General features: G+C 64.2%; 28 protein-coding genes. 18 read left to right on the top strand and 10 right to left on the bottom strand.

The window, feature by feature from the left end; translation table 11 throughout:
* The first annotated feature begins 236 nt into the window (after positions 1–236).
* Together uvrA and ACVOMF_RS08555 are read left to right on the top strand one after the other, a co-directional pair.
* Positions 237–3,200 (top strand): excinuclease ABC subunit UvrA, encoded by a 2,964-nt coding sequence (gene uvrA / locus ACVOMF_RS08560; protein WP_481508902.1) that lies wholly within the window; start codon positions 237–239, stop codon positions 3,198–3,200.
* Complete coding sequence (locus tag ACVOMF_RS08555; RefSeq protein WP_296248213.1) at positions 3,197–3,604, top strand: acyl-CoA thioesterase; 408 nt, start codon at positions 3,197–3,199, stop codon at positions 3,602–3,604. The genes uvrA and ACVOMF_RS08555 overlap by 4 nt, the downstream gene beginning before the upstream one ends.
* 186 nt (positions 3,605–3,790) lie before the next feature.
* Here ACVOMF_RS08555 and ACVOMF_RS08550 read toward each other — a convergent pair whose 3' ends face one another.
* Positions 3,791–4,324 carry a carboxymuconolactone decarboxylase family protein gene (locus ACVOMF_RS08550; RefSeq protein WP_481508901.1) on the bottom strand — a complete coding sequence of 178 codons (534 nt, stop codon included), beginning with the start codon at positions 4,322–4,324 and terminating at the stop codon, positions 3,791–3,793.
* Between the two features lie 116 nt (positions 4,325–4,440).
* Between ACVOMF_RS08550 and ACVOMF_RS08545 the strand changes: the two genes are divergently transcribed.
* On the top strand, positions 4,441–5,304 hold the full coding sequence (locus ACVOMF_RS08545) for a cupin domain-containing protein (RefSeq protein ID WP_481508900.1): 864 nt from the start codon (positions 4,441–4,443) through the stop codon (positions 5,302–5,304).
* Here ACVOMF_RS08545 and ACVOMF_RS08540 read toward each other — a convergent pair whose 3' ends face one another.
* A complete protein-coding gene (locus ACVOMF_RS08540) occupies positions 5,305–5,745 on the bottom strand; it encodes a copper chaperone PCu(A)C (RefSeq protein WP_481508899.1) in 441 nt (146 codons plus the stop codon).
* 36 nt (positions 5,746–5,781) lie between these two features.
* On the opposite strand from ACVOMF_RS08540, the gene ACVOMF_RS08535 reads away from it, so the two are divergent.
* The 4 genes from ACVOMF_RS08535 (at position 5,782) to ACVOMF_RS08520 (ending at position 9,409) form a co-directional block, all read left to right on the top strand.
* The gene (locus tag ACVOMF_RS08535; RefSeq protein ID WP_481508898.1) at positions 5,782–6,564 is read left to right on the top strand and encodes an enoyl-CoA hydratase/isomerase family protein; all 783 of its coding nucleotides are present in this window, start codon (positions 5,782–5,784) and stop codon (positions 6,562–6,564) included.
* 117 nt (positions 6,565–6,681) lie between these two features.
* Positions 6,682–7,578: an acyl-CoA thioesterase II gene (gene tesB / locus ACVOMF_RS08530; RefSeq protein WP_282271430.1), complete on the top strand. Its 897-nt coding sequence runs from the start codon at positions 6,682–6,684 to the stop codon at positions 7,576–7,578.
* A 3-nt stretch (positions 7,579–7,581) separates the two neighbouring features.
* Positions 7,582–8,133, top strand: a complete 552-nt coding sequence (locus tag ACVOMF_RS08525; RefSeq protein ID WP_481508897.1) for a pathogenicity-like protein — start codon at positions 7,582–7,584, stop codon at positions 8,131–8,133.
* A 61-nt stretch (positions 8,134–8,194) separates the two neighbouring features.
* Positions 8,195–9,409, top strand: a complete 1,215-nt coding sequence (locus ACVOMF_RS08520) for an RNA polymerase sigma factor (protein WP_481508896.1) — start codon at positions 8,195–8,197, stop codon at positions 9,407–9,409.
* Positions 9,410–9,475: 66 nt separating this feature from the next.
* Here ACVOMF_RS08520 and ACVOMF_RS08515 read toward each other — a convergent pair whose 3' ends face one another.
* Positions 9,476–10,060, bottom strand: a complete 585-nt coding sequence (locus tag ACVOMF_RS08515) for an EF-hand domain-containing protein (RefSeq protein ID WP_481508895.1) — start codon at positions 10,058–10,060, stop codon at positions 9,476–9,478.
* A gap of 150 nt (positions 10,061–10,210) precedes the next feature.
* On the opposite strand from ACVOMF_RS08515, the gene ACVOMF_RS08510 reads away from it, so the two are divergent.
* From ACVOMF_RS08510 to ACVOMF_RS08500, 3 genes are all read left to right on the top strand, one after another.
* Entirely contained in the window at positions 10,211–10,972 is a 762-nt protein-coding gene (locus ACVOMF_RS08510) for an arginyltransferase (RefSeq protein WP_481508894.1), read from the top strand.
* 120 nt (positions 10,973–11,092) lie between these two features.
* Positions 11,093–11,488: a hypothetical protein gene (locus tag ACVOMF_RS08505; protein ID WP_481508893.1), complete on the top strand. Its 396-nt coding sequence runs from the start codon at positions 11,093–11,095 to the stop codon at positions 11,486–11,488.
* Positions 11,489–11,593: 105 nt separating this feature from the next.
* The gene (locus ACVOMF_RS08500) at positions 11,594–12,787 is read left to right on the top strand and encodes an endonuclease/exonuclease/phosphatase family protein (RefSeq protein WP_481508892.1); all 1,194 of its coding nucleotides are present in this window, start codon (positions 11,594–11,596) and stop codon (positions 12,785–12,787) included.
* A gap of 76 nt (positions 12,788–12,863) precedes the next feature.
* On the opposite strand, the gene ACVOMF_RS08495 is transcribed toward ACVOMF_RS08500, so the two are convergent.
* The gene (locus tag ACVOMF_RS08495; protein WP_481508891.1) at positions 12,864–14,780 is read right to left on the bottom strand and encodes a HEAT repeat domain-containing protein; all 1,917 of its coding nucleotides are present in this window, start codon (positions 14,778–14,780) and stop codon (positions 12,864–12,866) included.
* A gap of 81 nt (positions 14,781–14,861) precedes the next feature.
* Positions 14,862–16,046: a formate-dependent phosphoribosylglycinamide formyltransferase gene (purT, locus tag ACVOMF_RS08490; RefSeq protein ID WP_481508890.1), complete on the bottom strand. Its 1,185-nt coding sequence runs from the start codon at positions 16,044–16,046 to the stop codon at positions 14,862–14,864.
* Between the two features lie 249 nt (positions 16,047–16,295).
* Here purT and ACVOMF_RS08485 point away from each other — a divergent pair, with 249 nt between their 5' ends.
* The 7 genes from ACVOMF_RS08485 to ACVOMF_RS08455 are packed head-to-tail and all read left to right on the top strand — an operon-like array spanning position 16,296 to position 20,525.
* Positions 16,296–17,177: an SPFH domain-containing protein gene (locus tag ACVOMF_RS08485; RefSeq protein WP_481508889.1), complete on the top strand. Its 882-nt coding sequence runs from the start codon at positions 16,296–16,298 to the stop codon at positions 17,175–17,177.
* Positions 17,178–17,199: 22 nt separating this feature from the next.
* Positions 17,200–17,484 carry a hypothetical protein gene (locus ACVOMF_RS08480; RefSeq protein WP_282272484.1) on the top strand — a complete coding sequence of 95 codons (285 nt, stop codon included), beginning with the start codon at positions 17,200–17,202 and terminating at the stop codon, positions 17,482–17,484.
* Positions 17,481–17,660, top strand: coding sequence for a type II toxin-antitoxin system antitoxin (locus tag ACVOMF_RS08475; RefSeq protein ID WP_282272483.1), 180 nt, complete (start codon positions 17,481–17,483; stop codon positions 17,658–17,660). Before ACVOMF_RS08480 ends, ACVOMF_RS08475 begins: the two co-directional genes overlap by 4 nt.
* Complete coding sequence (locus ACVOMF_RS08470; protein WP_481508888.1) at positions 17,657–17,839, top strand: DUF4177 domain-containing protein; 183 nt, start codon at positions 17,657–17,659, stop codon at positions 17,837–17,839. Before ACVOMF_RS08475 ends, ACVOMF_RS08470 begins: the two co-directional genes overlap by 4 nt.
* Positions 17,840–17,847: 8 nt before the next feature.
* On the top strand, positions 17,848–19,134 hold the full coding sequence (locus tag ACVOMF_RS08465) for an alpha/beta hydrolase (protein ID WP_481508887.1): 1,287 nt from the start codon (positions 17,848–17,850) through the stop codon (positions 19,132–19,134).
* On the top strand, positions 19,131–19,703 hold the full coding sequence (locus ACVOMF_RS08460; protein WP_481508886.1) for a PH domain-containing protein: 573 nt from the start codon (positions 19,131–19,133) through the stop codon (positions 19,701–19,703). Before ACVOMF_RS08465 ends, ACVOMF_RS08460 begins: the two co-directional genes overlap by 4 nt.
* 9 nt (positions 19,704–19,712) lie before the next feature.
* On the top strand, positions 19,713–20,525 hold the full coding sequence (locus tag ACVOMF_RS08455; RefSeq protein ID WP_481508885.1) for a M15 family metallopeptidase: 813 nt from the start codon (positions 19,713–19,715) through the stop codon (positions 20,523–20,525).
* 184 nt (positions 20,526–20,709) lie between these two features.
* Here the strand turns inward: ACVOMF_RS08455 and ACVOMF_RS08450 are convergent, their stop codons facing one another.
* The 5 genes from ACVOMF_RS08450 to ACVOMF_RS08430 form a co-directional block, all read right to left on the bottom strand.
* On the bottom strand, positions 20,710–21,384 hold the full coding sequence (locus ACVOMF_RS08450) for a DNA-3-methyladenine glycosylase family protein (protein ID WP_481508884.1): 675 nt from the start codon (positions 21,382–21,384) through the stop codon (positions 20,710–20,712).
* A 3-nt stretch (positions 21,385–21,387) separates the two neighbouring features.
* Complete coding sequence (locus ACVOMF_RS08445) at positions 21,388–21,759, bottom strand: DUF423 domain-containing protein (RefSeq protein ID WP_481508883.1); 372 nt, start codon at positions 21,757–21,759, stop codon at positions 21,388–21,390.
* A gap of 98 nt (positions 21,760–21,857) precedes the next feature.
* Entirely contained in the window at positions 21,858–22,997 is a 1,140-nt protein-coding gene (locus ACVOMF_RS08440) for a polyketide cyclase (protein ID WP_481508882.1), read from the bottom strand.
* A 342-nt stretch (positions 22,998–23,339) separates the two neighbouring features.
* Positions 23,340–23,981: a response regulator gene (locus ACVOMF_RS08435; RefSeq protein ID WP_481508881.1), complete on the bottom strand. Its 642-nt coding sequence runs from the start codon at positions 23,979–23,981 to the stop codon at positions 23,340–23,342.
* Positions 23,981–25,180: a sensor histidine kinase gene (locus tag ACVOMF_RS08430; protein WP_481508880.1), complete on the bottom strand. Its 1,200-nt coding sequence runs from the start codon at positions 25,178–25,180 to the stop codon at positions 23,981–23,983. The genes ACVOMF_RS08435 and ACVOMF_RS08430 overlap by 1 nt, the downstream gene beginning before the upstream one ends.
* Before the next feature lie 149 nt (positions 25,181–25,329).
* On the opposite strand from ACVOMF_RS08430, the gene ACVOMF_RS08425 reads away from it, so the two are divergent.
* Positions 25,330–25,920: a GNAT family N-acetyltransferase gene (locus ACVOMF_RS08425; protein ID WP_282271145.1), complete on the top strand. Its 591-nt coding sequence runs from the start codon at positions 25,330–25,332 to the stop codon at positions 25,918–25,920.

The raw sequence follows: 25,920 nt of genomic DNA, 5'->3' as shown, positions 1-25,920 counted from the left end.
GGTCTTTCCCCGCCCCCCCCCCCCTCCCCCCCCCCCCCCCCCGCCCCCCCCCGCGCGGCCCCCCCCCCGGGGCCCCCCCCCGCAGCCGGCATCCGGCCCACTGGCGGGAAACAGCACTGGCAAAACTGGCAATTGCCCCCAAATCACAAGGCCGCTAGGCTGATTGACTGCCGTCAGCGACGCCCCCACACCTCCTGCTACCGGCCCAGCCGGCAGCAGTCCAAATCGGATTTCCCATGGCGATGGATTTCATCCGCATCCGCGGTGCGCGGACGCACAACCTCAAGAACATCGACCTCGACCTGCCCCGCGACAAACTGATCGTGATCACCGGCCTGTCCGGCTCGGGCAAGTCCTCACTGGCGTTCGACACCATCTATGCCGAGGGCCAGCGCCGCTATGTCGAGTCGTTGTCGGCGTATGCGCGGCAGTTCCTGAGCGTGATGGAAAAGCCCGACCTGGACCACATCGAAGGCCTGTCGCCGGCGATCTCCATCGAGCAGAAGTCGACCTCTCACAACCCGCGCTCCACCGTCGGCACCATCACCGAGATCTACGACTACCTGCGCCTGCTCTACGCCCGCGTCGGCAGCCCGCGCTGCCCCGACCACGGCTACCCGCTGGAAGCGCAGACCGTCAGCCAGATGGTCGACCAGGTACTGACCCTGGATCCGGAGCAACGCTACATGCTGTTGGCACCGGTCATCCGCGATCGCAAGGGCGAACATGCACAGGTCTTCGACCAGCTGCGTGCGCAGGGCTTCGTACGTGTACGCGTTGACGGCGAGCTGTATGAAATCGATGAAGTGCCGGCGCTGACCCTGCGCCAGAAGCACACCATCGAGGCCGTGGTTGATCGTTTCCGTCCGCGCGAAGACATCAAGCAGCGCCTGGCCGAAAGCTTTGAAACCGCCCTCAAGCTGGGCGATGGCATGGCCACGGTGATGACCCTGGATGCCGCCGACAGCACCCCGCAGCTGTTCTCCTCCAAGTACAGCTGCCCGGTCTGCGATTACGCGCTGCCGGAGCTGGAACCGCGCCTGTTCTCGTTCAACTCGCCGGTCGGCGCCTGCCCGGGCTGTGATGGCCTGGGCGTGGCCGAGTTTTTCGATCCGAACCGCGTCGTCGTGCATCCGGAGCTGTCATTGGCCGCAGGCGCGGTACGCGGCTGGGACAGGCGCAATGCCTACTACTTCCAGCTGATCGCCTCGCTGGCCAAGCACTACAAATTCGACGTGGACGCCAGCTGGCAGTCGCTGCCGGACAACGTGAAGCAGGCCGTGCTGTACGGCAGCGGTGAAGAGCAGATCACCTTCACCTATTTCACTGAGGCCGGTGGGCGCAACCAGCGCAAGCACCGCTTCGAAGGCATCATCCCCAACCTTGAGCGCCGTTACCGCGAGACCGAATCGCCGGCGGTGCGCGAGGAACTGGCCAAGTACATCAGCTCGCGGCCATGCCCGGAGTGCAAGGGCGCGCGTTTGAACAAGGCCGCGCGCAACGTGTTTGTCGCCGACCGTCCGCTGCCGGAAATCGCGGTACTGCCGATCGACGAAGCCAAGCGCTTCTTCAGCGAGCTGAGCCTGCCCGGCTGGCGTGGCGAGATCGCCACCAAGATCGTCAAGGAAATCGGTGAGCGACTCGGCTTCCTGGTCGACGTCGGCCTGGATTACCTCACACTTGAGCGCAAGGCTGACACCTTGTCCGGCGGTGAGGCACAGCGTATTCGCCTGGCCTCGCAGATCGGCGCCGGCCTGGTCGGCGTGATGTACGTGCTCGACGAGCCGTCCATCGGCCTGCACCAGCGTGACAACGAACGCCTGCTCGGCACCCTCACCCGCCTGCGTGACCTGGGCAATACGGTGATCGTGGTCGAGCACGACGAAGACGCGATCCGGCTGGCCGATTACGTGGTCGACATTGGTCCGGGCGCAGGCGTGCACGGAGGCGAAATCGTCGGCCAAGGCCAGCTGCAGGAGCTGCTGGATGCACCACGCTCACTGACCGGCCAGTACCTGTCCGGCAAGCGCCAGATCGAGATCCCGGCGCGCCGCCACAAGCCCAACCCGAAGATGACGCTGCGCCTGCGTGGCGCCAGCGGCAACAACCTGAAGAACGTGGATCTGGATATCCCGTCCGGCCTGCTGACCTGCGTCACCGGTGTGTCCGGTTCGGGCAAGTCGACGCTGATCAACGACACCTTGTTCTCGCTGGCGGCCAACGAGATCAACGGTTCTTCGCACCCCATCGCCAAGTACAAGAGCGTCGAAGGCCTGGACCTGTTCGACAAGGTCGTCGATATCGACCAGTCGCCGATCGGCCGCACCCCGCGTTCCAATCCGGCGACCTACACCGGCCTGTTCACGCCGCTGCGTGAGCTGTACGCGCAGGTGCCGGAGGCGCGTGCGCGTGGTTATTCGCCGGGCCGTTTCAGCTTCAACGTGCGTGGCGGCCGCTGCGAAGCCTGCCAGGGCGATGGCCTGATCAAGGTGGAAATGCACTTCCTGCCGGACGTGTATGTGCCTTGCGACGTGTGCCACGGCAAGCGCTACAACCGCGAGACGCTGGAGATCCTCTACAAGGGCTTCAACATCAACGATGTGCTCGAAATGACCGTCGAAGATGCACTGCGCCTGTTCGAGCCGGTACCGTCGATCGCACGCAAGCTGGAAACGCTGATGGACGTCGGCCTGAGCTACATCAAGCTCGGCCAGAGCGCGACCACGCTGTCCGGTGGTGAAGCACAGCGCGTGAAGCTGTCCAAGGAACTGTCCCGCCGCGATACCGGCCGCACCCTGTACATCCTCGACGAGCCGACCACCGGCCTGCACTTCCACGACATCGAGGCCCTGCTCGGCGTGCTGCACAAGCTGCGCGACGAAGGCAACACCGTGGTGGTGATCGAGCACAACCTGGACGTGATCAAGACCGCGGACTGGATCGTCGATCTGGGTCCGGAAGGCGGTCACCGCGGCGGCACGGTGCTGGTCACCGGCACGCCGGAAGACGTGGCGGCACATCCAGACTCCTACACCGGTCAGTTCCTGGCCAAGATGCTGCCCTCGACCAGCGCGCGCCCGGAACAACCGGCGGCCGTGGCCAACAAGCCCGATGCGCGCCCGCCGCGCAAGGAGAAGCCGGTCAAGAAAGCAGCAGCCAAGAAGGCTGCCGCCCCCGCCAAGAAGAAGACTGCAAAATGAGCAACGAGCACAAGCAACTGGCCCGCGTACCGATCAGCGTGCGCTGGCGTGACATGGACTCGATGGGCCACGTCAACAACGCCAAGTACGTTTCGTATCTGGAAGAGGCGCGCGTGCGCTGGATGCTGGGCGTGGAAGGCGTGTCGATGACCGACCGCATCGCACCGGTGGTGGCCAATACCAACATCAACTATCGCCTGCCGATCGTGTGGCCAAACGACATCGTGGTCGAGTTGTTTGTCGAGCGCCTGGGCAATAGCAGCGTGACCATTGGTCACCGCATTGTTGACCAGAACGACGACAGCAAGCTGTATTCGGACGGCAACGTGGTGGTGGTCTGGATGGATACGCAGACCGGCAAGAGTGCGCCCTTGCCGGAGGCTGTGCGAGGTGCTTCGAGCTGAGCCCGCCTGACCCTTCTCCCTCCGGGAGAAGGTGCCCCGAAGGGGCGGATGAGGGTCGGTTCAGCACTGGGGTTGTTGGCAGCGCGGCGCTTCGCTTCTACCCTCACCCCAACCCCTCTCCCGGTGGGAGAGGGGCTCAAGCTGCAGTTGCAGGCATCACGCGGACCTCCCCGCGTTCGCGCAGCCTTACTTCAACGCAACCTTCGGGAAATCCACCGGCACATCCAGCGCCACGTTGATGTAGTTGGTGAACAGGTTCAACGCCACATGGGCGAGAATCTCGACGATCTGTTCGTCGCCGAAGCCCACGCTACGCAGCTCCGCCACATCGGTATCGTCCAGCTGCGCACGCTGCTCCACTACTTTCAGCGCGAATCGCAATGCCGCGGCAGTACGCGCGTCTTCGGACTGACCCGCCTGTGCCAATGCCATCTCCGCCGCACTTGCACCGGCCTTCTGCCCCAGCACGGTATGCGCCGCCAGGCAGTATTCGCAGCGGTTGCGGTTGGCGATGGCGACGGCGACCTGCTCGCCGAGCTTGCCGCCAAGGCTGCCCTTGCCCAGCGCGCCAAACGCAGCCCACATGCTCTGCAATGCAGCCGGGGAGTTGGACACCGCCTTGAACATGTTCGGCGTCGCGCCGAAGGCCTGGTGGATCTGCGCCAGCAGCGGCTGGCTGGCGGCGGGGGCGGTCTTGGTCTCTAGATTGATGCGTGACATGGCGATCTCCTGATCGGTTGGGGTGTTTGCCGGGCTGCCTGCCCGTGAAAGAAGTATCCCGTCCGAGCCAGAACCATTTGATACGATTAGTCCATCAAACAAACCAATTAATACAGATGAGCAGCCTTCCGCCCGTGGATCGCCTGGCTGGCGTCCTGGAAAACTTCCGCTTCCAGGCCCAACTGTTCCACTCCGGCCCGCTATGCGGACTGACCAGTTTCGATGCGGGTGAAGGCCACGCCTACCTGCACGTACTGCGGCGTGGTCAACTCGAGGTCAGCCATCCCGGCAGCCGCGATATCCCGGCCTCGATGCACTTCGAAGAGCCGACACTGCTGTTCTATCCGCGACCGTTCAGCCATCGCTTCCACAACCCGCCACGCGAGGGCGCCGATTTCACCTGTGCACGTCTGGATTTCGACGGCGGCATCGCCCATCCGCTGGTGCGTGGCCTGCCCTCGCTGATCGCATTGCCGCTGGCATGCATCCCCGGCCTGGCAATGACGCTGGAACTGCTGTTCAACGAGACCGACAACGTCCGCTGCGGCCAACGCCTGCTGACCGATCGTCTGTTCGAAGTGGTGGTCATCCAGCTGCTGCGCTGGCTGCTGGATCATCCGCAGGAGGCAGGGATACCCGCCGGTTTCATCACCGGGCTGTCGGATCAGCGCTTGGCGCGTGCATTGGCCGCCATGCACGATCGTCCCGGCGAGAACTGGACACTCAGCAGCCTCGCCGAACAGGCAGGCATGTCGCGCACCGCCTTCGCCAACAGTTTTCGCGACATCGTCGGACAGACGCCGCTGGACTACCTCACCGATTGGCGCATCGCGCTGGCCCAGCGTCGGCTCCGCCAAGGTCGGCCGATCAAGACGCTGGCCGACGAACTCGGTTATGCCAATGCCTCGGCGCTGTCGCGCGTGTTCAGCGCCAAGACCGGAATGTCGCCACGCGACTGGCTGAAACAGCCCCAGGCCTGATCAACGCGCAGGCGCCTCGCGCCGTACCTGCAGCATGCCGTCCACCTTGGTTCCATCTTCCAGGCTCAGCCGCAACGGCAACTGCGCGCCTTCCGTCAGCGGTACTTCCGGTTGCATCAGCATCAAGTGCAGACCGCCGGGCATAAGCTCGGCAACTGCCCCGGCAGCAATCGGCAAACGTTCGATCTCGCGCATCCGGCTGACGCCTTCCGTCACCCTGGTTTCATGCAGCGACACATCAGCAAAGGCCTTGCTGCCCGCGCCGACGACAACCACCTCGCTGGCACAGCCGTTGCGGATGCGCGCAAATCCGGCCGCCATCCGCATCGCCGCCGGGGTCAAGCGCACCCAGCCCTGCTCCACGCTCACACAGGCCGGTGCTGCAGTCGCCTCGAACGCCCCCAAGGCCAACAGTACGCACACGAATGGTTTGGTTATCATCAGGCCACGACTCCTTGCCGTACGAGAATCCGCAGCATGACCACGCTCATCGAAGTGATCAACCATGGCCCCATCCGTGAACTGCGCCTGGCGCGGCCGCCAGTCAACGCGCTGGATACCGAACTGTGCCGCGCCCTGATTGCTGCCGTCACCCTGGCCATGACCGACGACGTGCACGGCATCGTGTTGTCGGGCAGCGAGCGCATCTTCACCGGCGGCATGGACGTGCCACACCTGCTCTCGCATGGCGATGACAAGCGCAAGCTGATGGACAGCTGGCAGGCCTTCTTCGGCGCTGCACGTGTATTGGCCGAAAGCCGCGTGCCGGTGGTCGCCGCGCTGACCGGCCACTCGCCGGCCGGCGGTTGTGTGCTGGCACTGTGCTGCGATTACCGGGTGATGGCGCGCAGCGCCGATCCGGCCAAGCCCTATGTGATCGGCCTGAATGAGGTACAGGTCGGGCTGGTCGCGCCGGAAGGCATCCAACGCCTGATGCGCCGCGTGGTCGGCCACCACCGCGCCGGCGTCTTGCTGGTCGGCGGCCAGCTGGTCAGCGCCGAGCGCGCCCTGGAAATCGGCCTGGTCGATGAATTGGCTGACGGCGCAGCGCAGGTGGTCGAACGCGCCATCGGCTGGCTGCAGGCCCAGCTCAAGCTGCCGCCGCAGCCGATGCTGCAGACCCGCGCCATCGCCCGCGCCGATCTGCATGAAGCCATGCAGGCCGAACACATCCAGCTGGAACGCTTTGTCGAGGCGTGGTTCTCGCCGGATGCGCAGGGCGCTTTGCAGGCCTTGGCGGCTCGCCTGGGCAAGAACTAGGGATTCGGGAGTTGGGATTGGGGATTGGCAACGGCGGCATGCCGGGTGCTGACCTGCCTGCGTTGCCCCGTCCCCGCTCGCCTATAATCGCGGCCTGTCGAAAAGAAGGCCGCCGCCTTGTCCAACACGCCTGAACCCGTGGTCTCCGAACTGATTGACCTGCTGTCGCTGGAGCGACTGGAGGACAACCTGTTCCGCGGCCAGAGCCGCGATATCGGCACCAAATACGTGTTCGGCGGGCAGGTGCTGGGGCAGGCGCTGGCCGCCGCCCAGGCCACGGTCGAGAACGGCCGTCACGTGCATTCGCTGCATGCCTATTTCCTGCGCGCCGGCAACATCGACCACCCCATCGTCTATGACGTGGACCGCACCCGTGATGGCGGCAGCTTCTCGGTGCGCCGGGTCACCGCCATCCAGCACGGCAAGGTGATTTTCTTCTGCGCGGCCTCGTTCCAGCAGGCCGAGCGTGGTGCCGAACACCAGCACAAGATGCCGGATGTACCGCAGCCGGAGGACATCGAGCCGAGCCGTCCACTGCCGGCCGATGTGCTGGAGCGCTTGCCGGTGAAGGTGCAGCGCTGGCTTTCGCGCGGCGGTCCGTTCGAATTCCGCCACGTCTATCCGCGCGACGAACTGAACCCGCCTAAGCGCCCGCCCTATCACCAGGTGTGGCTGCGCTTGAACGAGAAGATCGGCGATGCGCCGGAGCTGCACCAGGCGCTGCTGGCCTATGCCTCCGACTTCCATCTGCTCGGCACAGCCACCTTCCCGCATGGCATCAGCTACTACCAGCCGCATGTGCAGATGGCCTCGCTCGACCATGCGATCTGGTTCCACCGCCCGTTCCGCGCCGACGACTGGCTGCTGTACTCGCTGGACAGCCCCAGCGCGCAGGACTCGCGCGGCCTGGCGCGTGGCCAGTTCTATACCCGCGACGGCGTGCTGGTCGCCAGCACCGCACAGGAAGGCCTGATCCGCGTAACCCCCGACGACAACGAAGCGAGCAAGGGCTGAACCATGCGCAAGATTTTCAGCAGCCAGCGCGTCGAGAACGCCGAGGGCGTGGCAGAGATCCTGCGTGATGCAGGCATCGAGGTCCGTGTCACCAACGGCCGCTCGTACCACAGCAAGCGCCGTGGCCAGTTCAGCTATACCGACAAGGTCAACAACGAAAACCTGCCTTCGGTCTGGGTGGTGCATGCCAATGACCAGCCGCGGGCGCGTGAGATCCTGCGCGACAAGCGCCTGCTCGACACCACCCGCCGCGACCATCCCACCGCCGAATACGCCTTCCGCGAAGCCCCCGCCGAGGCCGGCAATGGCCGCAGCTGGGCGTGGCGCATCCGCATCGCCCTGCTGGTGGTGATTGCCGGTGTGGCGCTGGTGATCATGATGCGTCATCGCACTGCGCCCGCGCCTGCAGCCACGGCCCCCGCCAACCCGGCACAGGCACAACCGGCCCAGCCGCAACCGGGCGAAGCCGAGTTCCGCGTGCGCATCCAGTCCCAGCCCGACACCCCGCCCGCACCGGCACCGGCACCGGCACCGGCACCGGCACCGGAAAAATAATCGGTCACATCGGGCTTCGGTGCCCGTCCTGTTTGGCAGTACCGTCGAAAAGGCCTGTCCGATGAGCACCGAAACGCTGGAAATCCTGCTGCAGAACGAGCTGCCTGCCGCCCGCCAGGGCTGCACGCAGTCCTATGGGCGCATCGTGATGGCCTGCCAGAACACGGTGACCGCCATCGCCCTGGCCATCACCCGCGATGTGCAGGCCAGCGAGGACATCGCCCAGGAAGCCTTCATCAAGGCCTGGCAACAGCTCACCCAGCTCAACAACAGCTCCAGCTTCCTGCCCTGGCTGCGGCAGATCACCCGCAACCTGGCCCGCGACTGGCTGCGCGCCAACCGCAACCGTCCGCTCAGCGGCGAGGCTGCGGAAATCGCCATCAGCATGGCCGCCGATCCCTCGCCCAACGGTGCCGACGCGATGGCGCGGGTGGAGGAAGAACTGGTCGCCGAGGAGATCATCTCGGCCCTGCCCGAGGACAGCCGCGAAGCGCTGCTGCTGTACTACCGCGAAGGGCAGAGTTCACAGCAGGTGGCCATGCTGCTGGGCCTGAGCGATGCGGCCGTGCGCAAGCGCCTGTCGCGCGCCCGCGCCAGCGTGCGCGAGGAAATGCTCAAGCGCTTTGGTGAATTCGCCCGCAGCTCTGCGCCGAGCGCCGCTTTCGCTGCCTTGGTCAGCTCGGCACTGATGTTGGCAGCCCCTGGCGTAGCCAGCGCTGCGATCATTGCCAGTGGCGCAGGAGTTGCCAGCACCAGTGCTGGCAAACTGGGAATCGGCAGTCTTGGCATCAACACCGCCGGCAGCGGCGCGGCCGCAGGAACACTCGGCGCTACCGTAAATGCGCTGTTCCCGAATCCTTTCGATCTATGGATAGTGCTGGGCGCAGTCGTGTTTGGCACCGTTGGGGCCTATCTCACCAATCTCTACCTGCTGCACTATGCCGAGACGCCGGAGGAAACCCAGCGTGTTCGCCGCTTCATGCGCCTGCACACCATCGGCGCCTTCGTGTTCTGCATCTGCGCCATGGCCGGCGTAGTGTTCCGCATGGGTCTGGTTGGCGGACTGCTGACGCTGGCAATAGGCATGGCCGTATTGAACTACCAGTACCTGGTCACGCTGCCGCGCGTGATGGCGCCGATGCTTGCCCGGGATGCGGCTCGCCATGGCCGCAAAGGCCCGTCCTGGATCTATCAGAGCATGTTCGGGCGCAGCGCCGTGGTCAGCGCATCGCTGCTGGCGGTTGCGGCGACGCTGTACGCGCTGCTGCAACACTGAACTCCAGCAACAAAACACCCCCGCTGTTGCCAGCGGGGGTGTTGTCGATCGGCGCCTTTGTAGAACTTACTTCGCAGCCGGAGCCTGCGGCGGCATCGGCCCACGCGGGCCACGATGTTCGCGATGACCATCCTTGCGTGCAGCCTGAAGTTCTTCCGGGCTCAACTTGCCGTCCTTGTTGGTATCGGCCTTGGCAAACCACTCGGCACGGCGCTGCTCGGCGCGGGCCTGGCGATCGGCCTGATCGATGTAGCCGTCCTTGTTGACGTCCAGGCGGGTGAAGTTGGCCTGGTACTCGGCGGCACTGATGCGGCCGTCGTTGTCGGTATCGATGCCACGCATGAAGCCGCCATCACGCGGCCCGCGATGACCGCCGTGGCGATCACCGCCGTGACGCCCGCTGTGCCGCATCTGCGCCATTTCCTCGCGCGACAACTTGCCGTCCTTGTTCTTGTCCAGTTCGTCGAAACGCTGTGCCAGATGCGGACGGGCCGCTGCTTCCTGGCGATCAACCACGCCATCATTGTTGGCATCCAGGCGCTGCGGCGCCGGGCTGGTGCTGGTCGGCGCAGCCGCGAACACCAAGCCGGTCGCCGAGGTGGCCAGCAGCATCGCCAGCAGGAGGAGAGGTTTGCGGTGGGTCTTGGTCATGGTGTGGCTCCGTGGTGAGGCTGCGGACGCGGCATTGCGTCCTCGCTACGGTCAACGCGCCAGCTGTCGGCTTGGTTGACCTGCGTGCCGGCGATATTCATCACGCAGACAGGCGCAGGTTTTGCGACGCGCCACGGCTATGCTGTACGCATGGCAGCCCATGGCGAAAACAACGAAGAACTGCGCCTGTTCCAGACCGGCGAGCATCCCTGCGGCTACTGGCCTGAGCGGCAGGCACGCGACCTTGTGCTGGACCCCCAGGACGAGCGGCTGGGAGCGCTTTACCCGATGGCATTGACCTGGGGCTTCCGCCGCTCCGGTGACCTGGTCTACCGCCCGCACTGCGAAGGTTGCCGCGCCTGCGTGCCGGTGCGCATTCCCGTGGAGCGCTTCAACCCGGACCGCAGCCAGCGCCGCTGCCTGGCGCACAACGCCGACCTGCAATGCCGGATCCTGCCTGCCGAACGTACCGACGAACAGTTCGCCCTGTATCAACGCTACCTGGCCCACCGCCATGCCAAGGGCGGCATGGACGAGCACGGCCCGCACGAGTTCGACCAGTTCCTTATCGGCAGCTGGTCACATGGTCGCTTCATGGAAATCCGAATGCCCGGCGCGGCCGGCAAACGCGGGCAACTACTGGCCGTCGCCGTCACCGACGTCACCGACCTCGGCCTGTCGGCGGTCTATACCTTCTTTGACCCGGAGCAGGAAAAACGCAGCCTCGGCACCTTCGGCATCCTGCAGCAGATCGCCTGGGCGCAGCGCAACGGCTTGCCGCATTTGTACCTGGGCTATTGGATCAACGGCCACCGCAAGATGGACTACAAGCGTCGCTTCCATCCGCTTGAGTATTTCGACGGCAAGCGCTGGCTGCCCGGTGACCTGCAGGGTGGCCCGACTCTGCCTTGATTGAGATGCCACTCAATTGCAACCGGCCTTGATACATATTTAACCGGGATTTATGCAGAATAGGAATGTCATCGCGCATCGTGATGGCGCAAGGAAGTATTCATTCAACAGGAGTAATGCGTGAAGACCCAATTTTTGATTCTGGCTGCCATTGGCACCCTGGCCCTCGCTGGCTGCAAGAAGGCCGAAACCCCGGCCACCGACGCACCGGCAGCCACTCCGGCCACTCCGGCCGCTGCCCCCGCAGCAGCTGCAGCCGAAGTCACCCCGGCTCCGGCCACCGACACCGTCAAGGCCGGCACCGGCGTTCCGGAATGCGACCAGTACCTGGAAAAGGTCTACGCATGCATCAGCGACAAGGTTCCCGAAGCCCAGCGCGACATGATGAAGCAGGGCATCGAGCAGTCGCGTAGCGCCTGGGCAGGCGTGACCGACAAGACCGAGCTGGCCAACCAGTGCAAGACCGCGCTGGAACAGGCCAAGACCAGCTTCGGCGCGATGGGCTGCACGTTCTAAGCAACGTAACAGCGCTGTCCGCGAACGCCCCGCTTGCGGGGCGTTCGTGTTTTCACAGCTTCGACTTTTCGCCTCATCGTCATGACGACGTGAGAAAATCGGCGGATGCGCATCTCAACCCTACTCGCCCCGATGACCCTGCTGTTGGCAGCCTGCTCCACCTCACCTAGCGGCAGCGCTAGCCCGCCTGCCCAACTGCGGCTGGCAACCTACAACACCTCCCTGTACTCCGAAGAGGAAGGCGGCCTGATCCGCGAACTGCAGGGCGACAGCGCGCACGCGCGCAAGATCGCTGCTGTGCTGCAGCAGACCCGGCCGGATCTGGTCCTGCTCAACGAATTCGATTTCGACGACGTCCACCGCGCCGCCGACCTGTTCCAGCAACGCTATCTTGAAGTCGCCCAGCCCGGCGGCGGCGAAGCACTGAAATACCCGTATCGCTACCTGGCTCCGGTCAACACTGGCGTGCCCAGCGGCCTGGACCTGGACAACAACGGCACCGTCGGCGGCAAGGGCCGCGAGCGCGGCAACGATGCCTGGGGCTACGGCCTGCACCCGGGCCAGTACGGCATGCTGGTGCTGTCCAAGTACCCGATCGATGAAGCCGCCGTACGCACCTTCCAGTTGTTGAAGTGGAGCACCCTGCCCGGCGCCTTGCGCCCGATCGAGCCGACTACCGGCAAATCGTTCTGGCCAGATGCGGTGTGGTCACAGCTGCGACTGTCGTCCAAATCGCATTGGGACGTGCCGGTGCGCACACCGCTGGGCACCGTGCATGTATTGGCATCGCACCCCACCCCGCCAGTGTTCGACGGCAAGGAAAAGCGCAATGCCGCCCGCAACCACGACGAACTGCGGCTGTGGAAGGAATACCTGGATGGCGGCGACAAGCCGTGGCTGTGCGATGACAAAGGCACATGCGGTGGTCTGGCCGCCGATGCACGCTTCGTCATCGTCGGCGATCTGAACAACGATCCGGCCGATGGCGACGGCCGCCACGACGCCATCCTCGAACTGCTGGAACACCCGCGCGTGCTGCGCTACCCGACCCCGACCAGCGTCGGTGCCGAGCAGACCAGCCTGGCCTACGCAGAGAAAGGCATCGTCCGCCGCGGCGCGCCGCAGCACGCCACCGGTGATTTCGGCCCGCGCTCAGGCACCATGCGCCTGGACTACGTGCTGCCTTCCACCGGCCTGAGCTACATCGGCAGCGGCGTGTTCTGGCCCGCCAACGACAGCCCGGAAGCGGAGATCGCCGATGGCAGTGACCACCACCTTGTCTGGGTGGATGTGCGCTGAGCGCTGAGCGCCGCAAATTGCATCTGAAGGTTTTGCATGACGCCGGCGCCAGCCGGCGTCATCGTTTGACCTCTCCCTACGGCCAATCATCCGCCGCCATCATGGCCGCCTCAGCGACGTCCTCGGCGGCCGCCCCTGCTTCCTTCCGGGCAAGCGCCTGCGCCCTTGTGGACAGCTGGTCCGGCGCCTGTTTCCTGCACTCCGCCATGCGCATCTTTCCATCGGCGGAGACCACGATCGTTCCACCGCTGTAAGTGGCCACCAGCAATTCGCCGTTGGTGGTCAGGTACGATCGCATGGGTGCCCCTGGCAGAATCCGCCACGTCGAAGCCTTCCAGCCAGCCGCGGTCTGTTCGACGCTGATCAACGCACCCCGATTACCTCCAAGGTGAGCAATACCAACCACCGCCACATAGCCATCACCGAAGCGGAAGATGTCTTCAACGTTATCCTGCAACAGTTCGTGCTGCTGGCCCGGCTCACCGAAGAAGACCAGTTCCCCGCCCCACTCTCCTCGGTCACTACCGAGCAACCAGCCGCCGGGCACCCGCAGCGCTGTACTCGGAACCTGCTTCACCAGCCGACGTTTTTCAACGATTTCCCCCGTTCCAGCGTCCCCCTCAGGAGGCGGCGCGATTTCGATCTCGCTTCGGTTATAGGCCAGCGCTTTCAGATTTGCAGCATGTGTCGGCGCGCGTAGTTTGGTTTCACTACTCCCAGCCAGCTCACCATCAACCGGCACACCACATACAGGAACGCCATCGTCTTCGCCGATCTGAAAATAACGGAAGAACTCGGATGGGAAGTTGTCTGGGTGGAACCGCGAAACATAAGGTTCGCCGTTACCTATCCTGGTGATTGCCAGCGTGGCCGCTTGTCGGACCGGTAGATACCAGTGCAGCGTGCTTGCCCGCTGCAGTGCCGGCAGGGCAGCAACTGCCTTGATCCGCCCCAGCGAGTCCGCCGCCGTCCACGCCAACCGCGGGTCCATCGGATCATCCAACTTGCCAGCCAACGCCGGTCCGGCAGCGGCATTGCCGATAAAGCCCAAGGCCCTCGCCGCCGCGACCCGGACTTCCGGATCGGCATCATCCAACAGCGCAATCACCCTGCCCGCAGCGCCGGCCGCGGCCGGCCCCGCCTGCGCAGCATCTCGCAGTGTCAGCGCGTCGGGATCGACAAGGCGCTGCACGAATATGCTGCCAGCCTCACTGGAACCGATAGCGACAAGTGCATTGTCGATCGCCAGCGCCCAAGTGGGACGACGGCTGCGCAACTGCAGCAGCTCAGCCTCTAGCCCCAAGGCCGGCACCCCGAGCTCGGAAATCATTGCAATAGCACCATAGCCCACCTGATCGCTCACGCCAGGCGCCACGGCAATCGAGAGCAGTTGGGGCGCCGTGGCGGCACGGACGGAGGGTGGCATGCGGTGCAGCACCTCTCCCAGCAGAAAGTGCAGACGACCATCGCAGGCTGTCTCGCAGCGAGCAGCTTCTACGATAAAAGGCACAGCCCGCGCACCGCTCAACTCTACGGCATAGCCTTCTTGATTGTGCGGCGCACTGTCTGAGCGCAAATAGCGCTGCACGGCTTCACCGGCAGCTTCGTCGGTGTCCATCCGGGCGAGAGCCGGTGCCAGCCAGCCCAGACCTCGATCAAGCCCGCGCCTGATCTCTGGCAGGTATGCAGGGTCTATATGCGGCACATCCCGAAGCACCCTGCCAGCCAGCTCAGAAACGGCGATATCCGTGCTCTCCAACAGCGGCACAAGTGCCGCGTCAGCACCAGCAAACGTGCTGATTCGCGCAAACAGCGCCTCTGCCTGTGCACGCGCCTCAGACGTCCGTGGCGGGGCCTTCGCAAACATCTGCAAACTGCCGACGCATATTTCCAATGACGTACACGGCAGCCCAGTCGGTGCACGCACCGCAGCTGCAGGCAGCACAGCAATGACCACAATCGTCGCAGCAGTCCAGGCCAGCAATCTACGCATCTCCCCTCCATGAGGATCAAGCAGGACACAAGCCCGACAACATAGCCGTTTGGCGCAGGCTCGGACCTGCGCCGGCATCGGTTACCGCAGTTCAATACCGATTGCCGCTGCCGCATCACGTGCAATCGCACGTGCCTGGTCTACATCGGCAGCCCGCGCCAAGGTCACGCCGACGCGGCGCTGACCCTGCACCATCGGCTTGCCGAACAGGCGCAGCGCCGAATCCGGATGGATCAGCGCTTCGGCCACGTTGCTGAAGAACGGCACACCATTGCCCTGCGCCAACATCGCGCATGATGCCGATGCACCGTTGTGGCGGATGACCGGGATCGGCAGACCAAGAATGGCACGTGCGTGCAGCGCGAACTCGCTCAGCTCCTGCGATACCAGGGTGACCAGGCCGGTGTCGTGCGGGCGCGGCGAAACTTCACTGAACCACACCGCGTCGCCCTTCACGAACAACTCGACACCGAACAGGCCCCAACCACCAAGGTCATCGGTAATGGCGCGGGCAATCTGCTGCGCGCCTTCCAGTGCCTTGGCCGACATCGCCTGCGGCTGCCAGCTTTCGCGGTAGTCGCCGTCCCTCTGCAGATGGCCAACCGGATCGCAGAACGCGGTGCCACCGGCATGACGCACGGTCAGCAAGGTGATCTCGTAATCGAAGTCGATGAAGCCTTCGACGATGCAGCGACCGGCGCCGGCGCGGCCGCCGGTCTGCGCGTACTCCCAGGCCGGGCCGATGTCGGCCTCGCTGCGCAACGTGCTCTGGCCCTTGCCCGAGGACGACATCACCGGCTTGACCACGCACGGCAGGCCAATCGCGGCGACGGCCTCGCGGTACTCAGCTTCGGTATCTACGAAGCGATAGGGCGAGGTCGGCAGACCCAGGGTTTCCGCGGCCAGGCGGCGGATGCCTTCGCGGTCCATGGTCAGACGTGCGGCGCGCGCGGTCGGAATCACCCGCAGGCCTTGCTCGGCTTCCAGCTGCACCAGGGTTTCCGTATGGATGGCCTCGATCTCGGGCACCACCAGATGTGGCTGCTCCTGCGCGATCAGCGCCTTCAGGGCAGCCGGGTCGAGCATGTCCAGCACATGGCTGCGGTGCGCAACCTGCATGGCCGGGGCATTGGCGTAACGGTCTGCGGCGATCACTTCCACCCCGAAACGCTGCAGTTCGATGGCCACTTCCTTGCCCAGCTCTCCCGAACCAAGCAGCAGGACGCGGGTAGCGGATGGGGACAACGGGGTACCGAGGGTGATCATCAGGCAGGTCCGGAAGGCACAAAAGAGGGTGCCTATTCTAGGCAAGGCGCCGCGCCGCGGGGGAGCTGCCCCGGGGTACATCCGGGGAATGAGCGTGATGACCATGGCGATGGCGAACCGGCTCACTTCCCGGATGCGTCCCGCTTACCAGGGCCAAGGTTTCCGGGGCTGGCGGGAGTCGCGCCAAAATAGCTTGCATGTTGATATCAATTTGATATCTTAAATTCCAACTACCACGGAAGACGTGCCATGAAAGAGAAGTCCATCGGTTCCATTACCGGCATTCCCACCCTGCTTGGCACCCTCGTGATGATGCTTGCAGGCATCATCGCAATCATCGCAGCGATCGTAGTCACCAAGAACGGCACCGGTGGCGGTGGGCCGATGGCGATCGGCGGCATCGCATTGGTGGTCGTCGGCCTCTTCCTCAGCTGCGGCCTGTACATGGTCCAGCCCAACCAGGTGGCGGTGATCAGCCTGTTCGGCAAGTACGTGGGCACGGTCAAGGACAACGGCCTGCGCTGGAACAACCCGTTCTTCAGCAAGCGCACCGTCAGCCAGCGCGTGCGCAACTTCGAGAGCGGCAAGCTCAAGGTCAATGAACTGGACGGTTCGCCGATCGAGATCGCCGCGGTCATTGTCTGGCAGGTAGTCGATGCTTCCGAAGCGGTCTACAACGTCGACGACTACGAAAGCTTCGTGCACATCCAGTCCGAATCGGCGCTGCGCGCGATGGCCACCAGCTATCCCTATGACCAGCACACCGAAGGCCAGCTTGCCCTGCGCAGTCATGCCTCCGAGATCTCCCAGCACCTGAAGGACGAACTGGCCGAGCGCCTGGCCGATGCCGGCGTGCAGGTACTCGATGCCCGCATCAGCCACCTCGCCTACGCCCCGGAAATCGCCCAGGCCATGCTGCAGCGCCAGCAGGCCAGCGCGGTGATCGCCGCACGCACGCAGATCGTCGCCGGTGCCGTCGGCATGGTCGAGATGGCACTGCTGGAACTGCAGAAGAACGCCGTCGTCACCCTCGACGAAGAGCGCAAGGCACACATGGTCAGCAACCTGTTGACCGTGCTGTGCTCGGACCGCGGCACCCAGCCGATCGTCAATGCCGGTTCGCTGTACTGAACAACGTAGTGAGGTAATCGCAGTGAATGTCTTCGCCCCCCTGATCATCGCCGCCACTGGCGTTCCGGCCCTGTGCTTCGCCGTATGGAGCGGACGCCCCGGCACCGCCCATGCACGCGGGCTGGGCCTGCGCTGGGCCTTGATCGCGCTGTGCATGTTCGTGGCAGCCACCGGCGTCTATCTGGCTGGTGACAACCGCAACATCGCCTACGGCGTGATCATCGCGCTGGTGGTGGCGGTCAACGCGCTGGGCATTTCGCTGGTGCTGCACCTGCGTCGCGGCAACAACGGAGCACCCCGCCGGTGAGCGAGAAGAAGGCCTATCCGCTGCGCATCAACGCTGATGTTCTGGCCGCGACCCAGCGCTGGGCTGACGACGAACTGCGCAGCCTCAACGCGCAGATCGAGTACGTGATCCGCGACGCCCTGCGCAAGGCCGGGCGTCTACCCAAACCTGAGCAAGAACCCAAGGAAGAGCCATGAGCACGCAGTGGAAATATCTGGTCGTCGAACTGAAAACCACCCTGATGGGCAGCTTCAAGGCAGAAGCATTGCAGGAAGAGCTGGACAAGCAAGGTCGGCTTGGCTGGGAACTGGTCAACGTGGTCCACGCCACACCAACCATCTCCACCCCCACCCTGGTTTTCAAAAAGGCACTGTGATGAAAGCCTTGAGCGGATGGATCACAGCAGCGATTCTTTCCCTCGCCGGCAGCGCACACGCTGCCGACCCGGCCGCCTTGGCGATCCAACTACTGGACCGGCTTGATGCTGGTCAATACGCCGCTGCCGAAGCGGATTTTTCGCCGCAGATGAAAGCAGCGGTACCTGCTGAGAAGCTCAAGGCGGTATGGGAGTCCCTGCCCGCGCAGATGGGCGCAGCCGGTCCTCGCGGCGCTGCCGTAACCAGCGAAGCCGACGGCTTCCGCATCGTCGTCGTTCCTTTGCACTATGCAAATGGCGGGCTGCAGGCGCGTATCGTGCTTGATCAGGACGACAAGGTGGCAGGCTTCCTGGTGCAGCCTGCAGCGGCTGCGCCGGCACCACCGCCTGCGGCGGACGCCAGCGTCATCGAGCAGGACTTCAGCGTACCGGCCAGTGGTAGCGCCAGCGCGCCACTGCCGGGCACGCTGACCCTACCCAAGGGCAAAGGCCCCTTCCCCGCCATCGTGCTGGTGCACGGCTCCGGTCCGCAGGACCGCGATGAAACCATCGGCCCCAACCGCCCGTTCCTGGACATCGCGCGCGGTCTCGCCGCGCAGGGCATTGCCGTGCTGCGTTACGAAAAGCGCAGTCACGCACGTCCGCAGGATTTCAAAGGCAGCTTCAGCGTTGATGACGAAACCACCAACGATGCGGTCGCGGCGGTAAGCGCGCTGGCGGGCAACGCCAACATCGATCCTCGCCGCGTGTATCTGCTGGGCCACAGCCAGGGAGGATTGCTGGCAGGGCGCATCGCCAAGGCGGCCAATGGCAAGCTGGCTGGAATGGTACTGCTGGCTGCACCGGCGCGCCCCATCCTCGACCTGCTGGCCGAGCAGAACCGCTACATGCTTGGCCTGGACGGCACGATCAGCGCAGAGGACCAAGCCCAGCTCACCGCACTGGGCGCAGCAATAGCGAGCGTGCGCGGCAATCCGGAAGCGCGGCTGATGGATGTCCCCGGTCGGTTCTGGCAGCAGCTGGAAGCTGTCGACCCCATCGCCGACGCGCGCGACAGCACGCTGCCAGTGCTGTTGCTGCAGGGTGGCCGCGACTTTCAGGTGATCGATACCGATTGGCAATTGTGGAACAAGGGCCTGCAGGGGGAGCGCTACCGCTTCCGGCACTACCCGGCACTCAACCACCTCGGCATCACCGGTGAAGGCAAGGGCTCATTGGAAGAATACGCGCGCCCGGGCCACGTCGATCCAGCACTGATCAACGACATCGCGCTATGGATCAAGACACAGCAATGAGCGGCCGCAACACGACGCCAGCCGAGACAAAGGCATTCAACGTCGCCGAACCAACCAGCTCACTCCTGCTCTGGTTGTGGGCGCCCATGCTGCTGGTACTCAGCATCGATCCGCTGATCAGGGTGTTCGCCGGCAAGCCGCCGTTCCAGGCGACGTTCGCCTCCTGGGGCGGCTGGTTGGTACTGTCCGTGGTTGGCGCAGCGCTGACCGTGGCCTACCGGCGACGCGAACTGCGCGTTGAACCGAAGCAATTGACCATCGCCGCCACCTTGTACACCCGGCGCGTGGCGCTGAGTTCGATGCGGCTGGAACGCGCGCGCATCGTCAATTTCGCAGAGAACCCTGATTTCAAGCCGGGCGGGAAATCCAATGGCTTCCAGTTCCCCGGCTTCCGCGCGGGTCACTTCCACATGAAGGGTGACGGCAAGGCTTTCTGCCTGATCACCGACAACAGCCGCGTACTGGTGATCCCGCTGCGCGACGGCAACAGCGTGCTGGTCAGCCCCGAACAGCCGCGCGCCCTGCTGGATGAACTCAGGCGACTGGCCGACGGCGGCGCACAGGCCTAAGCTGCGTGCATGCGCAACGCTCCCCAAATCCTGCTGAACACACCCGACATCGAGATCTGGCCGGGCGGCCTGTTGCGCGCGCGCAGCAGTGACGATGCCCGCGTGCTGGCACGGGCAACGCAAGTGCTACGACGCAAACGCGATGGACGCTATCTGGCCGCACAGCTACGCGGCGGACTGATGCCCTTGGTGACCCGGCTGGCGGACGAACCCGGCATCGACTTTGCGTTGACCGCATTGGAAGCCTTGCGGTCTCAACCATCCCGTATCCCGCCCCCGAGCGGCAGCCTGCCGTTACATCAGCTGCATCTGCATCTACAGCAACTGGATCTGGATGCCGGCGCCTATGCCGCGCAGACCGGCTTGCCACTGGTCGCCGAACCGGCGCATCTGCGCCTGGCCGGTTTTGATCGCTACCGTCGCCCGCTCTGGCTGACCGGCGGTGCAGCGCGCGGCTGGCAGCGCATGCAGCAGGCAGCGGCTATTGATGGCGTCGCGCTGGATGCGATCTCCGGCTACCGCAGCCACGACTATCAGTTCGGTATTTTTGAACGCAAGCTGGCACGCGGGCTGAGCGTGGACGAGATCCTCACCGTCAACGCTGCACCCGGCTACAGCGAGCACCACGGCGGTGACGCACTGGACATCAGCACACCGGGAGAGCCGCCTGCCGAAGAATCCTTCGAACACACCGCAGGGTTTGCCTGGTTGCAGCAGCATGCAGCAGATTACGGCTTCCACATGAGCTACCCGCGCAACAACCCGCACGGCATCATCTACGAACCCTGGCACTGGTGTTATCGCAGCACTGCGCCGTTGTAGGGACGTCGGTAGGCGCGGCGTAAGCCGCGAAGCTGACGATCTGTTGCATTACCTGCAAGGCGTCTGCCGAGCATGGCTCGGCACTACGGATCAGCATCTACTTTCAGGTACGCCTACGATCTGACAGATCATGGGTTTGGCGGCTTACGCCGCTCCTACAGAGCAGCTCCCGCAACGTTGCCACTTAATCCTGCGAGCGGTTGGTCTTTTGCCTGGGCTCTACGCTGAAATCAGCGATGCGCCATAGATACAGACTGGCCCAGGTGCGGTACGGGCCCCAGCGTTCGCCGCGCTCGGCCAGGGCTTTGGGCGTCAGCATTGTCTCGCTGCCGTCCACACGTTGGGCACCCTTGCGAATACCAAGGTCATCGATCGGCAGGATGTCGGGCCGACCAAGGCGGAACATCAGCATCATCTCCACGGTCCAGCGGCCGATCCCGCGCACCGCCACCAGAGCGTCGACGATGGCCTGGTGATCCATCACCGACATCTGCCGCAGGCTCGGCAATTCACCGGCACTCTCGCGCCGGGCGAGGTCACGCAGCGCCAAGGCCTTGTTGCCAGATACACCACAAGCGCGCAGGCCGGGGTCATCAATCAGATCAAGACTTGCGGCGTGTAGACGCTTGCTGCCAATCGCCGATTCCACGCGCCCCACTATCGTCGAAGCGGCCTTGCCACTGAGTTGCTGGAACAGGATCGCCCGCGCCAACGCATCTACCGGATCGAACGAACGCGCCCAGCCTTGCGGGGCCGGCAACGGCCCAACCCGGCGCATCCAAGTAGCCAGGCGCTTGTCCACCCGTTGCAGATGCGTCTGCGCTTCATCAACGTCGAAGCCGCGCCGGTAACGGGGCATGACTCAGCGGCGCAAGGCACTGAGTGCAAGCAGCACCCAACCGCCCATCAAGGTGATGCCGCCGGCCGGTGCCAGCGTCGTCGGCCAATGCATCAGCACATTGCCGACCAGGCTGCCGGAGAACAACAAGGTACCGACCAGCAATACATACAGCGCACCTCGACCCAACTGGTTCACCGAGGACGCGCCCAATCCCACCAGCACCACGCCGTGGCCGAACGCGTACAAGGACCCGGTGTTCAGATGTGACTGTGCCAGCGGATCACTCACTCCATGCGAGGCATAGGCCGACAAGCCGATCGCCGCAGCCGCCAGCAGGCCGCCGCAGAAGGCCAGAAACGAGGGCTTACGCGTACGCCGTTCCACTCCCAACATCTCGTTCTCCAATCAATCCTGAAAACACCATCCATAAAAAAACGCGCCGCTGGAAGCGGCGCGTTTTCTCGATCAGATCATCGTCAACAGCCCGATGATTACTTGACAGCCCAGTAGAGGTCGTAGGAACCATCGACGGTGAAGGCCTTGGCCACACCACCCTTCCACGACTCATACGGACGATCAACAACTTCGTTACCGGTGGTGGTAGCCCATGCACGCAGGCCGTTACGGGCCAGGTCCAGGCCAGCCATGTGGCCGGTGTAGGAAGCGAATGCCGAACGGTGGGCCGGAGCATGCACGTACGTCACCGGGTTGCCCGCGGGGATCTTGACGCTCAGCTCGGCGGCATCACCAGCAGCAACCGGTGCGGCAGCAACAGCCGGAGCGGCGGCTTCGCCGTCCTTCTTGTCGGCAGCCGGAGCAGCAGCGCTGCCCTTGCGAACCGGCAGAGCCACGTCGAAAGCGTACTTCTCAGCACCGAAATCGGTGGTGACGATACGGACCGGACCAGCGGCGACCAGGCCATTGGCATCCATCGTGCGCTTGATCCATTCCATGTTGTCGTCAATCGACTTCTGGATGGCATCGTTGTTGCGATCGATGTTACCGGCGTTGACCACCAGCAGGTTTTCAGCCGGCACCTGGACAACCTTCAGGTCGGCCAGCGGTGCTTCCGGAGCGGCGTAGTCAACGTTCGGCACCGAGGCCAGCATGTTGGCCATGCGCGACAGACCCAGCTTCAGGTCGTCACCGATGTGACGGCTGACGTACAGGCCGGCGTAACGACCAAACAGGTCGAAACCGTACTTGACGCTGTAGTCCTGGGTGATCTTGACGTTGCGATCGTTCTTGCCGGTCGGCTCGAGCGTGAACGAGGTCACCTTGTCGGTACCGCGGGTCGGATCTTCGATGGCAATCAGGACGCGCTTGTTCTTTTCGCTATCGGTGATTTCCCAGCTGCCCTGGCCCAGGTCCTTGGAGGCATAGTCCATACGGGCGCCCTTGCCGGCGTCCGGGCCGCTGAACTTCAGCTCCACGGCCTTGTCGCGCAGCACAAGCGGATTCCAATCCTTGAAGCGGCGCAGGCTGTTGACCGTGTCATACACGATCGTCATCTTGCGGTTGGTTTCGATGCTTTCGGTAATGTGGCGCTCGCCCGGCAGACACACGCCAATGAGGACAAACAGGCCAGCCACGATCCCCAAAGCGATCAGGAACTCGATAATACGGGTCATTCAGGAGTCTCCGGGGCCGATCCCACGGCCGGGTTGATTTGAAGGGAAGCCCCCATCCTAGCAGGCTTTCCGCAGGTTGTTCAGCACATTTGGCGCACCGGTTTCCATTACCAGAATGCGCTATCTCAATCGATAGGCCGCAGGGTAGCGTATCAACCACCAACCCTACGCGCCTTCAGCCGATAGCTTGGACTGTACTTCGTCCGTAGCGACGCTATTTTCCACTGTGAATGGTGTCCAGCACCAGTACCGTAAACAACTTTTCACAGACCGCCCGCCGCGCGATCAAAAACGCGGCGCACCGCATTCATCCAAGTCCAAGCGCCCTCTCCTGCCTGCAGCTCAGACCAGTTGCAGCTCAAAGGCCTTGAGCACGGCACGGGTACGGTCACGCACCCCCAGTTTGGACAGAATGTTGGAGACGTGGTTCTTGATGGTGCCCTCGGCCACGCCCAGGGAGTTGGCGATCTCCTTGTTGGAGAAGCCACTGGCCATCAGCCGCAGGATCTCGGTCTCGCGGTCGGTCAACGGGTCCGGCCGATCCAGGCTGACGAACTCATTGCGCATGTGTTCCAGCCCAGACAGCAAGCGCTGGGTCACCGCCGGCTGCACCAGCGAGCCACCGTTGGCCACGGTACGGATGGCACCCACCAGCTGTTCCAGGGTCACATCCTTGAGCAGATAGCCCTTGGCGCCAGCCTTGAGCCCGGCCAGCACCAGTTGGTCGTCATCAAAGGTGGTCAGGATGATCGACGGCGGCAGCGCGCCGGCGCGGCTCAGCGTCTGCAGCGCCTCCAGCCCCGACATCACCGGCATGCGCATATCCATCAGCACCACATCCGGCTGCACCTGCGGAATCATCTCCACCGCCTGGCGCCCGTCGATGGCCTCGGCCACCACTTCAATACCGTCATCCAGTGCCAGCAGCGAACGGATGCCCTGCCGGACCAGGGTTTGGTCGTCGACCAGACAGACACGGATCATCAATTCACTCCTTGCGGCCCTGAGGCCAACATCATATTGGTAACCAGTGGCAGGCTGGCGCGAAGACGGAAACCCTCACCGCTTCGTGCCGATACGTCCAGCACACCCCCATACTGCGCCAGCCGCTCGCGCATGCCGCGCAAGCCATTGCCCGGCATTATTTCCTCGAAATCGCCACCGATGCCGTCATCATGCGCGCTGATGACCACCTGGGCGGCATCCCGCTCCACCCTGATCCACAAATTGTGGGCGCCGGCGTGGCGCACCGCATTGGTGATGATTTCCTGCGTACAGCGCAGCAGCACATGGGCGCGCTCGGGATCTTCAACGCTGAACGGATCATCGATCTGCAGGTGGATATCCAGCGATGGCACCCGCTCGGTCAGCGGCCGCAGGGCCGCCGCCAGGTCGATCGCCCCGCTCTCGCGCAGCTGGCTGACCGCCTCGCGCACGTCGGTGAGCAACAGCTTGGCCAGGGTATGCGCCTGGCGAACGTGCTCCTGCGCCTGGCCCTCGGTGATATGCCCGGCCACTTCCAGGTTCAGGCTCAGCGCGGTCAGGTGGTGCCCAAGCAGGTCATGCAGCTCACGGGAAATGCGCGTGCGCTCGTTGACCCGGGCGCTTTCGGCCAACAGCAGCCGCGTGGCCCGCAGCTCGGCATTCAAGCGCCGCTGCTCCTCACGCGCCTGGGTCTGCTGCCGTGCCACCAGACTGGTGACAAAGATGAACATCGAGAAACCGCCATACAGGAGCGACTGCAGCAGCGCCTCGAACAGGGGCAAGCCCAGGATCAGGTTATAGACCGGCAGCACCGCCAGCTGGCTCAGCACCAACCAGATGACGCCCACCCAGCGGCTCAGCAGCCAGGGGATCACCCCGGCAGCGACCATCATCAGGATGCTTCCCAGGCCCGTTGCGGACAGATAGCTGACCACCAACGCCGAGACCGTCAGCAGCAGCAGCGCCAGCCGGTCGTACCAGCTGGTATGGCCGGCAGCATTGAGCCCACGGGTCAGCCAGAAGTAGCAGCCGCCAAAGGTCAGGTAGGCCACGAACAGCCAGACCGCCTCCCCGGCGGCAGGCTGCAGCACGCCCTCCTCCGGCGCGTACTGCGTATAGATCAGGGGCAGACTGACCAGGGCCCAGGTAAACAGGCCGGCCAGGCGGAGGACTCGGGTATGGCTGAGGTATCCCAACATGCGTGCATGGTAAGGACCCGACCGCCCCAACGCCCTCCCTCGGAAGTCATGCATGGCGACCTTCGCTGATGGCTCGCCCGGCTCATGCCACCCATGCGATAATCGCGCCACAGCCCTTTGGGCCGACCGCGATACCCCACGGAGTCACAATGTCGATTGTTATCCGCGACGTGCGCGAGCACGAGCTCGATTCCGTCCTGGCACTGAACAACAACGCTGGTCTTGCGATTCTTCCGCTGGATGCAGCCAAGGTCCGCCGTTTCTACGAAACCGCCGAATACTTCCGGGTTGCCGAACGCGACGGCAACATGGCCGGCTTCCTGGTCGGCTACGGCAGCAACAGTGCCCATGACAGCTGCAACTTCGCCTGGTTCCAGCAGCGCTACCCCAGCTTCTTCTATATCGACCGCATCGTGGTGGCCAGCCGCCGCCGCGGCGGTGGCGTCGGCCGCGCGTTCTATGCCGATGCCCAGAGCTATGCTGAGCTGCGCTACCCGCAGATGGCCTGCGAGGTTTTCCTCGACCACGGTGCCGATGCTGCCCTGCTGTTCCATGGCAGCTTCGGTTTCCGCGAGGTCGGCCAGAACACCATGCCCTCGGTCGATGTGCGGGCCAGCATGCTGCTCAAGGATCTGTGCAGCTACGAGTGGGTAAAAGAGACCTATGGCGACAACCTGCCCGACGTTCCCTGGGTAGGCAACACACGCCGGCTGCTGCAACAGCGGCCGACCGGAACCTGA

The sequence above is a fragment of the Stenotrophomonas sp. STEN022 genome (assembly GCF_056760155.1).
Note: the sequence above shows the minus strand (reverse complement) of the source record. Positions and strands in the feature narration are given on the sequence as shown.

What these genes read in the sequence shown, in the direction of transcription:
- uvrA (WP_481508902.1), top strand. Translation starts at nt 237, where the DNA reads ATGGCGATGGATTTCATCCGCATCCGCGGTGCGCGGACGCACAACCTC.
- ACVOMF_RS08555 (WP_296248213.1), top strand. Translation starts at nt 3,197, where the DNA reads ATGAGCAACGAGCACAAGCAACTGGCCCGCGTACCGATCAGCGTGCGC.
- ACVOMF_RS08550 (WP_481508901.1), bottom strand. Translation starts at nt 4,324, where the DNA reads ATGTCACGCATCAATCTAGAGACCAAGACCGCCCCCGCCGCCAGCCAG.
- ACVOMF_RS08545 (WP_481508900.1), top strand. Translation starts at nt 4,441, where the DNA reads ATGAGCAGCCTTCCGCCCGTGGATCGCCTGGCTGGCGTCCTGGAAAAC.
- ACVOMF_RS08540 (WP_481508899.1), bottom strand. Translation starts at nt 5,745, where the DNA reads ATGATAACCAAACCATTCGTGTGCGTACTGTTGGCCTTGGGGGCGTTC.
- ACVOMF_RS08535 (WP_481508898.1), top strand. Translation starts at nt 5,782, where the DNA reads ATGACCACGCTCATCGAAGTGATCAACCATGGCCCCATCCGTGAACTG.
- ACVOMF_RS08525 (WP_481508897.1), top strand. Translation starts at nt 7,582, where the DNA reads ATGCGCAAGATTTTCAGCAGCCAGCGCGTCGAGAACGCCGAGGGCGTG.
- ACVOMF_RS08520 (WP_481508896.1), top strand. Translation starts at nt 8,195, where the DNA reads ATGAGCACCGAAACGCTGGAAATCCTGCTGCAGAACGAGCTGCCTGCC.
- ACVOMF_RS08515 (WP_481508895.1), bottom strand. Translation starts at nt 10,060, where the DNA reads ATGACCAAGACCCACCGCAAACCTCTCCTCCTGCTGGCGATGCTGCTG.
- ACVOMF_RS08510 (WP_481508894.1), top strand. Translation starts at nt 10,211, where the DNA reads ATGGCAGCCCATGGCGAAAACAACGAAGAACTGCGCCTGTTCCAGACC.
- ACVOMF_RS08500 (WP_481508892.1), top strand. Translation starts at nt 11,594, where the DNA reads ATGCGCATCTCAACCCTACTCGCCCCGATGACCCTGCTGTTGGCAGCC.
- ACVOMF_RS08495 (WP_481508891.1), bottom strand. Translation starts at nt 14,780, where the DNA reads ATGCGTAGATTGCTGGCCTGGACTGCTGCGACGATTGTGGTCATTGCT.
- purT (WP_481508890.1), bottom strand. Translation starts at nt 16,046, where the DNA reads ATGATCACCCTCGGTACCCCGTTGTCCCCATCCGCTACCCGCGTCCTG.
- ACVOMF_RS08485 (WP_481508889.1), top strand. Translation starts at nt 16,296, where the DNA reads ATGAAAGAGAAGTCCATCGGTTCCATTACCGGCATTCCCACCCTGCTT.
- ACVOMF_RS08470 (WP_481508888.1), top strand. Translation starts at nt 17,657, where the DNA reads ATGAGCACGCAGTGGAAATATCTGGTCGTCGAACTGAAAACCACCCTG.
- ACVOMF_RS08460 (WP_481508886.1), top strand. Translation starts at nt 19,131, where the DNA reads ATGAGCGGCCGCAACACGACGCCAGCCGAGACAAAGGCATTCAACGTC.
- ACVOMF_RS08455 (WP_481508885.1), top strand. Translation starts at nt 19,713, where the DNA reads ATGCGCAACGCTCCCCAAATCCTGCTGAACACACCCGACATCGAGATC.
- ACVOMF_RS08450 (WP_481508884.1), bottom strand. Translation starts at nt 21,384, where the DNA reads ATGCCCCGTTACCGGCGCGGCTTCGACGTTGATGAAGCGCAGACGCAT.
- ACVOMF_RS08445 (WP_481508883.1), bottom strand. Translation starts at nt 21,759, where the DNA reads ATGTTGGGAGTGGAACGGCGTACGCGTAAGCCCTCGTTTCTGGCCTTC.
- ACVOMF_RS08440 (WP_481508882.1), bottom strand. Translation starts at nt 22,997, where the DNA reads ATGACCCGTATTATCGAGTTCCTGATCGCTTTGGGGATCGTGGCTGGC.
- ACVOMF_RS08435 (WP_481508881.1), bottom strand. Translation starts at nt 23,981, where the DNA reads ATGATCCGTGTCTGTCTGGTCGACGACCAAACCCTGGTCCGGCAGGGC.
- ACVOMF_RS08430 (WP_481508880.1), bottom strand. Translation starts at nt 25,180, where the DNA reads ATGTTGGGATACCTCAGCCATACCCGAGTCCTCCGCCTGGCCGGCCTG.
- ACVOMF_RS08425 (WP_282271145.1), top strand. Translation starts at nt 25,330, where the DNA reads ATGTCGATTGTTATCCGCGACGTGCGCGAGCACGAGCTCGATTCCGTC.